This window comes from Rhodococcus sp. NPDC003348 (assembly GCF_053589375.1).
In genome coordinates this window covers 73,219-87,572 of sequence record NZ_JBSFRT010000007.1, presented here as the reverse complement: position 1 = coordinate 87,572, position 14,354 = coordinate 73,219, and the positions used below count along the sequence as shown (strand labels likewise).

Annotated in this window: 9 protein-coding genes; 6 read left to right on the top strand and 3 right to left on the bottom strand. The window is 69.8% G+C overall.

All coding sequences use genetic code 11. The annotated features are described in order from the left end of the window. Positions 1 to 143: 143 nt before the first annotated feature. From ACWDU4_RS06895 to ACWDU4_RS06885, 3 genes are all read left to right on the top strand, one after another. Positions 144 to 1,940 carry an acyl-CoA dehydrogenase gene (locus ACWDU4_RS06895; RefSeq protein ID WP_450113126.1) on the top strand — a complete coding sequence of 599 codons (1,797 nt, stop codon included), beginning with the start codon at positions 144 to 146 and terminating at the stop codon, positions 1,938 to 1,940. 115 nt (positions 1,941 to 2,055) lie between these two features. Next, a complete protein-coding gene (locus ACWDU4_RS06890) occupies positions 2,056 to 3,606 on the top strand; it encodes an AMP-binding protein (protein ID WP_450113125.1) in 1,551 nt (516 codons plus the stop codon). A 125-nt stretch (positions 3,607 to 3,731) separates the two neighbouring features. Then, entirely contained in the window at positions 3,732 to 5,198 is a 1,467-nt protein-coding gene (locus ACWDU4_RS06885; RefSeq protein WP_450113124.1) for an aldehyde dehydrogenase family protein, read from the top strand. A gap of 86 nt (positions 5,199 to 5,284) precedes the next feature. On the opposite strand, the gene ACWDU4_RS06880 is transcribed toward ACWDU4_RS06885, so the two are convergent. Beyond that, positions 5,285 to 8,779, bottom strand: coding sequence for an indolepyruvate ferredoxin oxidoreductase family protein (locus ACWDU4_RS06880; protein ID WP_450113123.1), 3,495 nt, complete (start codon positions 8,777 to 8,779; stop codon positions 5,285 to 5,287). A gap of 159 nt (positions 8,780 to 8,938) precedes the next feature. Between ACWDU4_RS06880 and ACWDU4_RS06875 the strand changes: the two genes are divergently transcribed. Then, the gene (locus ACWDU4_RS06875; protein WP_450113122.1) at positions 8,939 to 9,454 is read left to right on the top strand and encodes an Lrp/AsnC family transcriptional regulator; all 516 of its coding nucleotides are present in this window, start codon (positions 8,939 to 8,941) and stop codon (positions 9,452 to 9,454) included. Here ACWDU4_RS06875 and ACWDU4_RS06870 read toward each other — a convergent pair. Further along, a complete protein-coding gene (locus tag ACWDU4_RS06870) occupies positions 9,433 to 9,837 on the bottom strand; it encodes a WhiB family transcriptional regulator (RefSeq protein WP_450113121.1) in 405 nt (134 codons plus the stop codon). The genes ACWDU4_RS06875 and ACWDU4_RS06870 overlap by 22 nt on opposite strands. A gap of 175 nt (positions 9,838 to 10,012) precedes the next feature. On the opposite strand from ACWDU4_RS06870, the gene ACWDU4_RS06865 reads away from it, so the two are divergent. Further along, complete coding sequence (locus tag ACWDU4_RS06865) at positions 10,013 to 10,960, top strand: DNA-3-methyladenine glycosylase family protein (RefSeq protein WP_450113120.1); 948 nt, start codon at positions 10,013 to 10,015, stop codon at positions 10,958 to 10,960. Positions 10,961 to 11,109: 149 nt separating this feature from the next. Then, complete coding sequence (locus ACWDU4_RS06860) at positions 11,110 to 12,525, top strand: MFS transporter (protein ID WP_450113119.1); 1,416 nt, start codon at positions 11,110 to 11,112, stop codon at positions 12,523 to 12,525. On the opposite strand, the gene ACWDU4_RS06855 is transcribed toward ACWDU4_RS06860, so the two are convergent. Continuing rightward, positions 12,413 to 14,329 carry a GAF domain-containing protein gene (locus ACWDU4_RS06855; RefSeq protein ID WP_450113118.1) on the bottom strand — a complete coding sequence of 639 codons (1,917 nt, stop codon included), beginning with the start codon at positions 14,327 to 14,329 and terminating at the stop codon, positions 12,413 to 12,415. The genes ACWDU4_RS06860 and ACWDU4_RS06855 overlap by 113 nt on opposite strands. Between the last annotated feature and the right edge of the window lie 25 nt (positions 14,330 to 14,354).

Genomic DNA, 14,354 nt, shown 5'->3' with positions numbered 1-14,354 from the left:
AGGTGACGCGATGAGCAACATCTCGTTCGATTTCGCCGGGCGGACCGTCGTGGTCACCAGCGCCGCCCGCGGCGTCGCGATGTGACCGGCGGCGAACCGCCTGATTCGGAGCTGCCGCAGCCACTTTCCGGAAGGATGTACTCATGACCACCGCCCCGCTGTCACGTCGCGACCTCGACTTCCTGCTCTACGAGTGGCTCGACGTGACCACGCTGACCGAGCGCAAGCGCTTTGCCGAGCATTCGAAGGAGACCTTCGACGCGGTGCTCGACCTGAGCGCCGAGATGGCGATCAAGCACTTCGCCCCGCACAACAAGAAGGCCGACGCCAACGAGCCGCACATGCTGCCCGACGGCACGGTGGAGATGATCCCCGAGGTCGCCGACGCGCTCCGGATCTTCGGCGAGGCGGGTCTGATCGCCGGGCAGTTCGACGAGTCGTTCGGCGGCATGCAGCTGCCTGCGGTGCTCGCCCGCGCGTCGATGGCCTGGTTCCAGGCCGCCAATGCCGCCACTTCGTCGTATCCGTTCCTGACCATCGGCAATGCGAATCTCATTGTCGCGCACGGCAGCCAGGAGCAGATCGACACCTACGTCCGGCCGATGCTCGAGGGTCGGTTCTTCGGCACCATGTGCCTCTCGGAGCCGCAGGCCGGATCCTCGCTGGCCGACGTCACCACCCGGGCGGTCCGCCAGGGCGACGGCACCTACCGGCTCACCGGAACCAAGATGTGGATCTCCGGTGGCGATCACGAACTCACCGAGAACATCGTGCACCTGGTGCTGGCCAAGGTCCCGGGCGGTCCGGCCGGCGTCAAGGGCATCTCGCTGTTCGTGGTCCCGAAGAAGCTGGTGAACGCGGACGGTTCGCTGGGCGAGCGCAACGACGTCACCCTGGTCGGGCTGAACCACAAGATGGGCAACCGCGGCACCACCAACACGCTGCTGAACTTCGGCGACGGCACCCACACTCCCGGCGGTGAGGCCGGCGCGGTCGGCTACCTGGTCGGCGAGGAGAACAAGGGCCTGTCCTACATGTTCCACATGATGAACGAGGCCCGGATCGGTGTCGGTTTCCTCGCCATCTCGCTCGGCTACGCCGGATACCTGCAGTCGGTGGAGTACGCCGCGACCCGCACCCAGGGCCGCGCCGCCGACGACAAGGATCCGACGTCACCGCCGGTACCGATCAACCGGCATGCGGATGTGCGCCGAATGCTGTTGGCGCAGAAGGCGTACGTCGAGGGTGCGATGGCGCTCGGGCTGTACTGCAGCAAGCTGTTCGACGACCAGGAGACCGCCGAGGGCGAAGAGGCCACGCGGGCGGCACTGCTGCTCGACACCCTCACCCCGATCGTCAAGAGCTGGCCCTCGCAGTGGTGCCTCGAGGCCAACAGCCTGGCCATCCAGGTGCACGGCGGCTACGGCTACACCCGCGACTACGACGTCGAGCAGTTCTACCGGGACAACCGGCTCAATCCGATCCACGAGGGCACCCACGGCATCCAGGGACTGGACCTGCTCGGCCGCAAGGTGACCATGCGGGGCGGGGCCGGGCTGGCGCTGCTGGCCGAGACGGTGCACGCGACGATCGCGCGGGCCGACGCCGTCGGCGGGGCGGCGGCCGAGTATGCGGTGCAGCTCGGCAATGTGCTCGACCGCGTCGTGGCGACCACCGGGAAGCTGTGGGGCACCGGTGATCCCGCGATCGCGCTGGCCAACTCCTCCGCCTATCTGGAGGCATTCGGGCACATGGTCGTGGCCTGGATCTGGCTCGAGCAGCTGCTCGCGGCCGACGGCAGGAGCGGCGTCTTCTACGAGGGCAAGCGCGCCGCGGCCCGGTACTTCTTCCGCTACGAACTGCCGAAGACCGGCCCGCAACTCGACCTGCTCGACAGTCTGGACCGGACCCTGCTGGACGTGGACCCCGCCTGGCTGTGAGCGCGGCCCGATCGGTGACCGGTCCTGGCGGACACCGCTCGCGGAAATCGCCCGTGCGGACGACCTTCTGAGGTATGAACGACGAGAACTGACGTTCACTTCAGGAGGTCGTTTCGTGTACGTGGGGAACTTCGCCGCCACCACGCCGGACAAGCCGGCGATCATCCGTCCCGCCACCGGCGAACAGCTGACCTACCGCGAGCTGGACGAACGCTCCATCCGGCTGGCGAAGTATCTGCGCGCCGCCGGGGCACGGCGCGGGGACCACCTCGCGCTGATCTCCGGCAACGACCTGCGCGTGATGGAGGTGTACTGGGCCGCGCTGCGGTCCGGGCTCTACATCACCGTGGTCAACTGGCACCTCACGCCGGCGGAGGCGGCGTACGTCGTCGACGACTGCGGCGCGTCGATCCTGGTGGTCTCCGCGGACGCCGCCACCGCGATCGACGTGGCGCCGGGCGCATTCCCGAAGGTCACCCACCGCCTGGTGTTCGGCGGTGCACTGGACGGGTTCGAGGACTACGAGCAGGCGTTGTCGCGGTACGACGCGTCCCCTCTCGACGACCAGCCGCGCGGTCAGGACATGCTGTACTCGTCCGGCACCACCGGCCGACCGAAGGGCATCAAGCCCAGGCTTTCCGGCGGACAGGTGCACGACACCATGGACCCGTACACCGCGGTGTTCGCGCCGTTGTACGGCTTCGGCCCGGACACCGTGTACCTCTGCCCGGCGCCGCTGTATCACGCAGCGCCGCTGCGGTTCTGCGGCACCATCACCTCGGTGGGTGGAACGGTGGTCCTGATGGACCGGTTCGACGCGGAGCGGTCCCTCGCCCTGATCGAGCGGTACGGCGTCACGCACAGTCAGTGGGTGCCGACGATGTTCGTCCGGATGCTCAAGCTGCCACCCGAGATCCGGGACCGGTACGACGTGTCGAGCATGAGGGCCGCCGTGCACGCCGCGGCGCCCTGCCCGCCCGAGGTGAAGCGGGCGATGATCGACTGGTGGGGCCCGGTGATCCACGAGTACTACGCCTCCACCGAGGGTGCGGGCGCGACGTTCATCGACAGCGCGCAGGCGCTGGCGCGGCCGGGATCCGTCGGTCGGGACGGGGCGCTGGGGGTCGTGCACATCTGCGACGAACTCGGGGTCGAGGTGCCGGCCGGACAGACCGGCACCGTCTGGTGGGAGCGCGACGAGCGCCCGTTCGAGTACCACAACGCGCCCGCCAAGACCGAGGAGGCGACGCATCCCGCGCACCCCACCTGGACCACCAGCGGCGATATCGGACACCTCGACGAGGACCGGTTCCTCTATCTCACCGATCGGGCCGCGTTCACCATCATCTCCGGCGGCGTGAACATCTACCCGCAGGAATCGGAGAACGTTCTGACCCTGCATCCCAAGGTGTTCGACGCCGCCGTCATCGGGGTCCCGAACGAGGAGATGGGGGAGGAGGTCAAGGCCGTCGTACAGCTCGCGGCCGGTGTCGAGCCGGGCCCCGAGATCGAACGCGAACTGCTCGACCACGTCCGTGCCCGGGTCGCGCACTACAAGGCCCCGGTCAGCATCGACTTCACCGACGACCTGCCCCGCACGCCCACCGGCAAGCTGGTCAAGCACCGGCTGAGGGCGCGCTACCTGTCCGCGCCGCCGACCGGCTGACCGCACGGTGAAGAAGCCAAATATTCATTGATGGAAATGCGGTTCTCGCTGTAGTAACCTTGTTACTGAGCTCGACGGCACCTCTGCCCACCCGACAGCGACACGTGAACCGAAGGCGACCCGCGATGACCTCCACACCGATCCTGACCGACGTGATCGACGACCTCCGCAACCGTCGGGGAACCGGCGAGACGGTCCCGATCATCGACCCGGCGACCGAGGAGCAGATCGCCGAGTTCGCCGACGGCGGCGCGGATGCCGTCGACGAGGCCGTCGGGCGCGCCCGCAGTTCGTTCGACTCCGGTGTCTGGCAGGGCCTTCCTGGCAGCGAGAGGGCGAAGGTCCTGTGGCGCGTCGCCGATCTCATGGACGAGAGCGCGGACGACCTCGCGGAGCTCGACTCGGTCAACACCGGCATGCCGTACGTCCAGGCCCGGTCGATCACGACCACGTGCGCCGAGGTCTTCCGGTACTACGCGGGGTGGTGCACGAAACTCGACGGGATCGCGCATGACGTCCACATGGCCGGTGGTATCACCGGCGCGCATTCGAACATGCACGGGTACACGCTCAAGGAACCCTACGGCGTCGTCGGCCTCATCTTCCCGTGGAACGGACCGCTGTTCAACGCAGCCGCCAAGATCGCGCCCGCACTCGCCGCCGGATGCAGCAGCGTCGTCAAACCCGCCGAGGAGACACCGTTCTCGGCGGTCCTCCTGGACCGGATCCTCACCCGCGCCGGCGTCCCGGACGGGGTGGTCAATCTCGTGACCGGGAACGGTCACACGGCAGGCAAGGCGCTCAGCGAGCACCCCGACGTCGAGAAGATCGCCTTCACCGGGTCCACCGAGGTCGGCAAGCAGATCGTCCAGGCGTCCGCGGGGAACCTCAAACGTGTCATGCTCGAACTGGGCGGCAAGTCCCCGGTCCTCATCTACGACGACGCCGACCTCGACATGGCGATCCTGGCGGCCTCGATGGGGATCTTCATCCACTCCGGTCAGGGCTGCATCTGCGGGTCGCGGGTGTTCGTCCAGCGAGGCGTGTACGACCGCGTCCTCGAGGGCATGTCCACGATCGCGCACTCGCTCCAGCTCGGCGGCCCGAAGGACGAGGGTTCGCACATCGGGCCGCTCATCAGCCGAAAGCAACTCGACCGCGTCATGGGGTTCATCGACGGCGGCCGCAGCGACGGCGTCGAGGTCGTCGCGGGGGGCCACCGGCTCGACCGGCCAGGGTACTTCGTCCACCCGACGATCGTCACCGACGTCGACCCGGCGATGCGGTTGTACCAGCAGGAGATCTTCGGACCGGTCGTGGCGGTGCTGCCGTTCGACGACGACGACGAAGTGGTCGCGCTCGCGAACGACTCCGACTACGGACTCGCGGCCACGGTGTGGACCAAGGACGGTGCCCGTGCCCACCGCCTCGCGAAGCGCCTGCAGTCCGGCACCGTGACCCTCAACTGCCAGATGGTCTTCGACCACGCGATGCCGTTCGGCGGATACAAGCAGTCCGGCTGGGGCTACGAGTGGGGTCGCGCGGGTATCGAGAGCTACCTCCAGACCAAGACGGTGTTCACGCAGCTCTGAGAGCGGTCGGTCACCCCGGGCCGAGGGCGGTCCGCCGCTCCCGTGACTCCTGCGGCGCCTCGCGGCCGACCCTGCGCCGTTGGGGATCAGTGCAGCAGCTCGGCCAGCCGGGCCCGGTAGGTCTCGACGTTCGCCAGCTTGACGGACTCGTAGCCGCGGACCAGGTCCGGCAGCCCCGCGATCTCGACGGCCCGGTCGTACGAGTTGGCGGTCAGCGTGGCCGCCAGCTCGTGCACCGTCGCGGTGTAGTGGGCGAGTAGTTCCCGCTCGACCTTCCGGACGTGGGCGTAACCGAACGGGTCGAGCTTCGTTCCGCGCAGAACCTTCCCCCGGGCCAGCAGCTTCAGTGCCACATGGGACTTCGGTCGAAGACCGATCTTCTTGCTGCGTCCCAGGGCGCGCAGGGCGGGCGGGTGCAGCTTGTACGTGAGATTGGTGCCACCGGGGACCTGGGACTCGACTTCCGCGACGAACGCGGGATCGACCAGCAGTCGGGCGACCTCGTACTCGTCCTTGTAGGCCGTGAACTTGTACAGGCCACGCGCGACGGCCTCGCTGAAGTTCGTGCGGTCGGTGACGTCGCGTTCGGCCGCCCACGCGGACTGCACCGTCTCGACGTACCGGCGGGCGACCTTCTCGGACTGGAAGCCGACGAGCTGAGCGGCGCGCAGTTCCACCAGACGCCGGACCTCGCCGTCGAAGGTGCTGCCGGACAGCAGGTGCGCGGGCACCGGCTTCGGTGTGCGGTGCGCGGGCTGCGTCGCGTCCCGGAATGCGACCGGATCGGTGATCGCCGCGCGGCCCCACCGGAAGGCGGCGATGTTGGTGTCGACGGCCACCCCGTTGATGCCGATGGCCTCCTCGATCGAGTCGGCCGGCAGGCGCAGGCCACCGGACTGGACGGCCGCACCGATGAGCAGGAAGTTCGCGGAGGCGGTGCTGCCGAACAATTCCTGCGCGGCGGCGAGCGCGTCGAACGCCGTCAGCGACGCCGACACCGAACCCAGCCGGTCCAACAGGACTTCCTCGTCCGGGTGGTGAACGCTCTTGTCGTACACCATGTCCCCGGTCGGGGTTCGGCTCGTCGAGGCGATGACCGCAGTGCTCGCGGGGTCGCCGTAGCCGAGGTTCTTCGCGTCGGCGGCGGTGAGCAGGTCGAACGCGATGATGGCGTCGGCGCTGCCCGGGGTGAGCCGGTTCGACGGCTCGAGTGCCCCGGTGGAGAAGCGTAGGTGGGAGACCACCGGACCCGCCTTCTGGCTCAACCCGATCTGGTCGAGGGACTCGACCTCGTAGCCGGCGCGCAGCGCGGCCGTGGCCAGCACCTGGTTGACGGTGACGATTCCCGTACCGCCGATGCCCACGAGGAAGACGTTCCGGGTTCCGGTCGGTTCAGGGACGCTCGGCGCGTCGACGGGGGGCGGCTCGGGGCGGGTCCGCTTGGCGGTCTTGGTCTTTCCCGGCACCTGCTCGACGGTGACGAACGAGGGGCAGTCTCCGTCCAGGCAGCTGTAGTCCGTGTTGCAGGATGTCTGGTCGATCCGGGTCTTGCGCCCGAACTCGGTGTCGACCGGCTGCACGGACAGGCAGTTGGACTTGGTGCCGCAGTCGCCGCAGCCCTCGCACACCGCCTCGTTGATCACGACGCGGGTGGTGCGGACCGGGAGCGTGCCGCGCTTGCGCTGCCTACGTGCGTCGGCGGCGCAGTGCTGGTCGTAGATCAGCACCGTGACACCCTCGATGTCCCGAAGCAGCCGCTGCGCCTCGTCGAGGCGGTCCCGGTGCCAGAGCAGGGTGCCCTTGGCGAGCTGCTTCTTCTTGTGCCGTTCGGGTTCGTCGGCGCAGATGACGATCTTCCTGACGCCCTCGGTGGTGAGCTTGTGGGTCAGTTGCGCGACGGTGAGCATGCCCTCGGCGTCCTGGGCACCGGTCATCGCGACGACCTCGTTGTAGAGCAGCTTGTAGGTGATGTTGACGCCGGCCGCGACACACGCCTGGACCGCGAGCTGGCCGGAGTGGAAGAAGGTGCCGTCCCCGACGTTCTGGAACAGGTGCGGGATGTCGGTGAACGGGGCCTGGCCGATCCACTGGCTGCCTTCGCCGCCCATCTGGGTGAGCCCGGTGACCTTGCTGTCCTCCCGGTTCGAGATGGTGACCATGGTGTGGCAGCCGATGCCGCCGCCGCCGATGGAGCCCTCGGGCAGGGCGGTGGACCGGTTGTGCGGGCAGCCGCTGCAGAAGTACGGGGTTCGCTTGGTTGGCAGTACCTCCAGCGAGAGCTGCGGCGGCAGTGGCCTCTTCAGCTCCACTACGTCGCGGAGCACCCGCCGCAGCGGTCCGAGCAGCCGCCCGGCGGTCAGTTCCCCGTCGACCGGCATCAGCGGCCGTCCGCCGTCGTCCCGCTTGCCGACGATGCGCGGCGTGTTGTCGGTGCCGTAGAGGATCTCGCGGATCTGCGTCTCGACGAACGCGGTCTTGTCCTCGACCACCACGAGCCGTTCGAGGCCTGCGGCGAATTCGCGCACCCGGTCGGGCCCGAGTGGAGTCGGCATCCCGATGCGCAGCAACCGGATTCCGGCGCGGTGCATCGTCTGCTCGTCGACGCCGAGGTCCAGCAGGGCCTGCCGGAGCGCGTCGAAGGTGGTGCCGGTGGCGGCGAACCCGATTCGCGCGGACCGGGGATCGACCTCGATGACGTCCAGGTCGTTGACGGCGCCGTAGGCGCGCACCACTTCCGCGCGCGGTCCGTACAGGTCGGCCTCGGCGATCACGCTGTCCGTCGGGACCGCCATCGGGCGCTGCCGGTAGGTGAACGGCCTTCCCTCCCATTCGATCTCGGGGACGGTGATGTCGAGGTCCGAGACCGAGCCGTCGACGGACCATGCGCCGTCGGCGAGGTCCGCGACGATCTTCAGTGCGACGATGCACCCGGATGCGCGGGACAGTGCGATCCCGTGCATGCCCATCGTCACCAGTTCGGCGGCGTTGCGCGGGAACAGGACCGGGATGCCGAGTGCGGCGAGGGAACGTTCGCTGACGGCCGGGACGGTGGACGACTTGGACGCCGGGTCGTCGCCGACGAGCAGCAGCATGCCACCCCGGCCACTGACGCCGTACATGTTGGCGTGTCGCAGCGCGTCGGTCGCGCGGTCCACGCCGGGCCCCTTGCCGTACCAGACGCCGACGACGCCGTCGTGGGTGGCGGTGCCGCCGAACGCGGCCAGGTCGGCCTGGCTGCCCCACACGGAGGTGGCGGCGAGCTCCTCGTTCAGGCCCGGGACGAAGGTGATGTCGTGCTCGGCGAGCACGGTCGGCATACCGTGCAGCATCTTGTCGACGCCGCCGAGGGGGCTGCCCTGGTAGCCCGAGACGAACGTCGCGACGCGGCGCCCGGCGCGCAGGTCGCGCATGTGCTGCTCGACGAGCAGGCGTGCGATCGCCTGGACGCCGGTCAGTAGGACCGGGCCGGCGCCGGGACGGTAGCGGTCGTCGAGGTCGTAGGACGTCGCGACGGAGGTGCCGGCGTTGACGGTGGCACCGGTGTCGACGGAGGTACTGGGGCGGTCGGCAAGTTCGGTCATCGCTGGCACCCTGTCCTTCGGCACTGGATCGTCACTGCCGAAATATCGGTCGTTCGGTGCAGCAATAGTCGGCTGAGGTGCCAGCAGCGTCAACAGTTGAAGTAATAGCGTGGCATGATGATCAGTTGTGACCCGCATCACCCCCTGGAGGTCAGCATCGTGATCAGCATCGACAAACTCGACGCGGCCCTGCTGCAGCTGCTCGGCGACGACCCGCGCGCGCAGATCATGGACCTGGCCACCCGACTGGGCGTCTCCCGCAACACGATCGCCTCCCGGATGCGGCGCCTCGAGGAGACCGGTGTGGTCACCGGCTACCGACCCGAGGTCGACCTGCCGACACTCGGATTGCCGGTGCAGGCGTTCGTCGGTGCGGAAACCGTGCAGGGGCGGATCCAGGCGGTGATCGAGGACCTGCGTGAGGTCCCGGAGGTGCTCGAAGTCCACACCACCACCGGCCGTGAGGACCTGCTGATCCGCATCGCGGCCCCGTCGCACGAGGAGCTGCTGCATGTGCTCGAACGGATCCTGGGAGTCGACGGCGTCGCGCACACCTCGACCACTCTTGCCCTGACCACCCCGATCAAGTACCGCACCCAGCCCCTGGTCGACCACATCACCCGCGAGGCGGGGCACGGCCGGTCCGCGGCGACCTACCGGGACGCGGCGGACTGAAGCAGCGAATCCTCGGGTACCGCCGCATCATTCGGGAGAAGGTGGATGAGGCGGGCCGGGGCGGTTCGGAATCCTTCGCGCCCCACGGCGATCGGTTCGGACCCCGGGCGGTTCGAGGTCGCGATCCGGGTCAGCACCGCCTGCCGGTCCGAGCCCTCGACGTGGGCCAGGTCGACGCCGGCCCGGATGCCGTGCCGGTCGTCGCAGACGCGGGCGTCGTCCGCGCACTGCGCGCGCACCGGGCAGCCGACGCACAACGCCGCGACCCGGGTGGTCGACTCCCGGGAGGCGCGGAGCGGCGGAAACCACCAGGTTTCAGGTGTTTCCGCGCAGTGCCGTTCCGGGTCGAGATACCACGCCTTGCCGCGTAGTCCCTTGTTCACAGTGCCACCTCGTTCACACCTTCGATCCACCCCGCGCCCTCGCAGGCCTCGGCATCCACTTTCCGGTACAGGCGATCCCGGCGAAAGGGTCGAACGTCCCGGGTTGGACGCCGAATCGCATGACCTCCGCCACTGCGCGCCCGGCCGCGCCCGGGGCGGGCCTATCGTTGGGGCCATGACCGTCCCCGCCGTCGCGTCCGGCGAGGCCGACGCGCCGCTGGACACCGTCCACCGCAGCGACCGGCCCCTGCTGCTGACCGCGTCGCTGGCCACGCTCGGTCGTGGGCGCGGGGACCCCTGCCATCGTGTCACGCCGGACGGCGCGCTGTGGCGGACGACGCTGATGCCGACCGGTCCGGTCACCTACCGGCTCACCCAGCTGGACGCGACGTCCGTGCGGTGCCGGGCCTGGGGCGACGGGGCCGCCGAGTTCACGCGCACCCTCCCGGATCTGCTCGGGGAACGCGACGCGGCAACGGATTTCGCGCCCGAGCATCCGAAGTTGATGGAGGCGCATCGGCGGCTGCCGGGACTGCGGATTCCGCGCACGGGGCGCGTCTTCGAGGTGCTGGTGCCGACGATCCTGGAACAGAAGGTGCACGGGGTCGCGGCCCGTGCGTCGTGGCGTCGGCTCGTCACCGCGTACGGCGCCGTCGCTCCCGGGCCTGCGCCGGCAGGGATGAGGGTGCCGCCCCCGGCCGAGGTGTGGCGCCGCATCCCGTCCTGGGAGTACCACCGGGCCGGCGTCGACCCGAAACGGTCCCGCACGATCGTCACCGCCGCCGCCGTCGCGGGCAGGCTCGAGGAGACCGTCGCGATGACGCCGGCGCAGGCGCAGGCGCGGCTGCGGGCGGTGCCGGGGATCGGGGTGTGGACGGCGGCGGAGGTGGCCCAGCGGGCCCTCGGCGACGTCGACGCGCTGTCCGTGGGTGACTTCCACCTCGCCGCGATGGTCGGCTGGTCGCTGCTCGGGCGCCCGCTCGACGACCCCGGCATGGTCGCCTACCTCGAACCGCTGCGGCCGCACCGCTACCGCGCGATCCGCCTGCTCGAGGTCAGCGGGCAGGCCGTCAAACCCAAGTTCGGACCCCGGACCGCGGTCACCGATCACCGCCGCCACTGACCCGCCGAGGCCGGAGTGGACCACATCTCCACACCGATGCGGAAACTGTGGAGAGTTTCTCCGTGGTGGGCGTCGCGGTGGCTTCGTAGGGTTCCCCACGGTCACGGGTGATGTCCGCTTCCCCGTCGCGTTCTCCAGGAGCCACACCCATGACGACCGCCGCCGCCCCGGCTGCAGGGCACGACGACACCGCGCTCGAACAGCGCGTGGTGCGCAAGGTCGCGCGCCGCCTGATCCCGTTCCTCGCGGTGCTGTACTTCGTCAACTACCTCGACCGCACCAACATCGGGTTCGCCAAGCTCACCATGAGCGAGGAACTCGGCATGACCGCGACGATGTTCGGCCTCGCGTCCGGCCTGTTCTTCGTCGGCTACCTGATCTTCGAGGTGCCGTCCAACCTGGCGCTGCACCGCTTCGGTGCCCGGATGTGGATCGCCCGCATCATGTTCACCTGGGGCATCCTCGCGGCCGCGATGGCTTTCGTGCCCAACGTCGGCAGCCTGTACGTGGTGCGCATCCTGCTCGGCATCGCCGAGGCCGGTTTCTTCCCCGGCGTGCTGCTGTACCTGACGTTCTGGTTCCCCGCGAAGTACCGGGTGCGGCTGATGGGCATCTTCCTGCTGACGCTGCCCGCGTCGTCGGCGATCGGCGCCCCGCTCTCGACCGCGATCATGCAGTTCGGCGACGGCCTGTTCGGACTCTCCGGCTGGCGGCTGATGTACCTCGTCGAGGGGCTGCCCGCGGTGCTGCTCGCGGTCGTCACCTGGTTCTATCTCACCGACAAGCCGCACCAGGCCAAGTGGCTCGACGACGAGGAACGCGACTGGCTGGTGCGGACAATGGAGGCCGAGAAGGCGTCCACGGCGGACGAACACGGCACCCCGGTGTGGAAGACGCTGCGCAACCTGCGGGTGATCGCGCTCGGCATCGTGTACTTCGGCGTCACCTACGGCCTCTACGCGCTGAGCTTCTTCCTGCCGACGATCGTGGCCGGCTTCAAGGAAACCTTCGACACCGACTTCACGGTGTTCGAGACCGGGCTGATCGTCGCCGTGCCGTTCGTGATCGGCGGCATCGCGATGGTGCTGTGGAGCCGGCACTCCGATCGCACCGGCGAACGGGTCTGGCACGTCGCCGCGCCCGCCTTGCTCGCCGCCGTCTCCATCCCGGTCGCGTTGTACCTGAACTCGCCGTTCGCGGTGATGGCCGTCGTCTCGCTGACCGCGATCGGCGTGCTGTGCGCGATCCCCGTGTTCTGGTACCTGCCGACCACGTTCCTGTCCGGGGTCGCGGCCGCCGCGGGCATCGCGATGATCAACTCGATCGGCAACCTGTCCGGGTTCGGCGCCCCCTACGTCACCGGCTGGCTCACCGACCTGACCGGCAGCGCCAAGGCCGGCCTCTGGGTGGTGGGCGCTGTGCTTCTGCTCGCCGCCGTCCTCGTCGTCACGCTCAGTCGTCGTGACGCGGTGGCTGCCCGCCGAGACGCTGCGCACCCGCTCGGAGCCGAAGCAGCAGCTGCAGGTCCAGTGCCAGATCCGGGTCACGCCACTGCTTCCCGATGAGCCGGTCGATCGACTCGAGCCGCTGGTAGAGGGTGTTGGCGTGGATCCCGAGATCCGCTGCCGTCGCCGCGTGCCTGCGGTTGTGTTCCAGATAGGACGCGAGGGTGTCGGGTAGCGGCACCCCGCGCTGCTCCTGCTCGCGTATCAGCGGGCCCAGCATCTGCTCGGTCACCGCGGCCAGCTCCTCACGGCCCGTGCGGCTGAGCAGGATCCGGTAGATCCCCAGCCGGGACGCGGGTGCGATCTGCGAGCCGCGGCCCAACGTCTCGAGCACGTCCACCGTCTGCTGTGCCTGCGTGTACGCCCGCGCCAGCGCCTGCCCTCCGCGGGCCGGGTCGGACACCCCGACCGTCGGGTCGGTCTCGGGCTGCACCCAGCGCTCGAGCACCCCGTCGGGGTCGAGACCGGGGACCACGGCGATCACCCGCGAACCGTGCTCGGCGACCACGGTTCCCGACGGCAACCCCATCTCCTCGATCCGGGCACGGGTGCGGGCGACATCGGTCTCCGGGCGCGCCACCACCACCGTGTACGGGCGGTCCGGGTTCACCCCGGCCAGCCGGAACTGCTGCTCGACCTCGGCCGGTGTCGGGGCGGGCCGGGTGATCAGATCCACGAGCAGCGCGTCGCGGGCGCGGCGGCCGGCCTCGGTGGCCGCCCGTTCCCCGACCAACGCCAACGCGATCGCCGGTGCCGCGCGCTCGAGGATCAGCATCACCGGGGCCCCGGGGTCGGTGGGCGCGAGCAGCAGCAGCACGCCGAGCCGGTCCCCGGAGGCCCGGACCTCGCGTCCCACCAGCGTGCGGCCGCCTGCGGTCGCGGCGGCGGCCTGCTCCGTTGCCGCGCCGAGGCTGCTCGCGCCGGATACCGCCGGGCCGGATGCGGCCGAGTCGAGGGCGGCGAACACCGCCTCGACCGCGTCGGCGTCCAGTGCGGCGGGCCGTTCGCCGGGTTGCGTCACGAAGTACGCCGGGCAGCCCGCCGACGCGGACACCTCGGCGACCAGGTCGCGGACCCCGCCGCCGCGCAGGACCACCTGGGTCAGCGCCCGGTCCCAGCGCAGCGTCCGCTCCAGCAGGTCGGTGCGGCGGGCGAGCTCGGCGTTCGCGGTCTCGAGCTGGGCGACGGTCTCCTTCGAGCGGACCATCGTGCGGGCGTTGTCGATCGCCACCGCGGCGTGCGCGGCCAGCGCGGACAGCAGCATCACCTCGTCGTCGCTGAACGACCGCTCCTGCCGCTTGCAGGCGCACACCGCGCCGAGCAGGGTGCCGCCGCGCCGCAACGGCACCGCCAGCAGGCCGCGCATGTTCTCGGCCCGGGCGGCGACGTCGGCCGGTCCGGTGTGCGGGAACGTCGGGTCGGCGCGGTAGTCGGGTGTCCAGGCGGGCGCGTCCTGGGTCATCACCCGCCCCATCAGCCCCTCGGTCCGGGACAGCGACAGCCCGATCAGCTGGGAGGTGTAGGCACCGCTTGCGACCTCGATCACCAGGTCGTCGCCGTGGAGCAGGCCGATGTAGACCAGGTCGACGCCGAGCAGCCTCCGCGCCTGCGCCGCTATCTCCGTCAGCAGGGTCGACGGGTCGTGCAGGGTGGTCAGCTGGGCGGCGATGTCGTTGAGGGCGGCGAGTTCGGTGGCCCGCTGCCTGCGCTGCTCGAGCAGCAGATGCAGCCGGAACGCGGCCTGGGTGTCGTGTTCGATCGCGGCCGGGTGCGCGGGCTCCGCGGCGAGCAGCCGGTCGCGGTGTGCGATCAGTTGGTCCGGGGTCGCGTCGTCGAGGAGTAGGTGCAACCAGTCGTCCCGCATCGCGCCTCTCATTTCTTCGTCGACC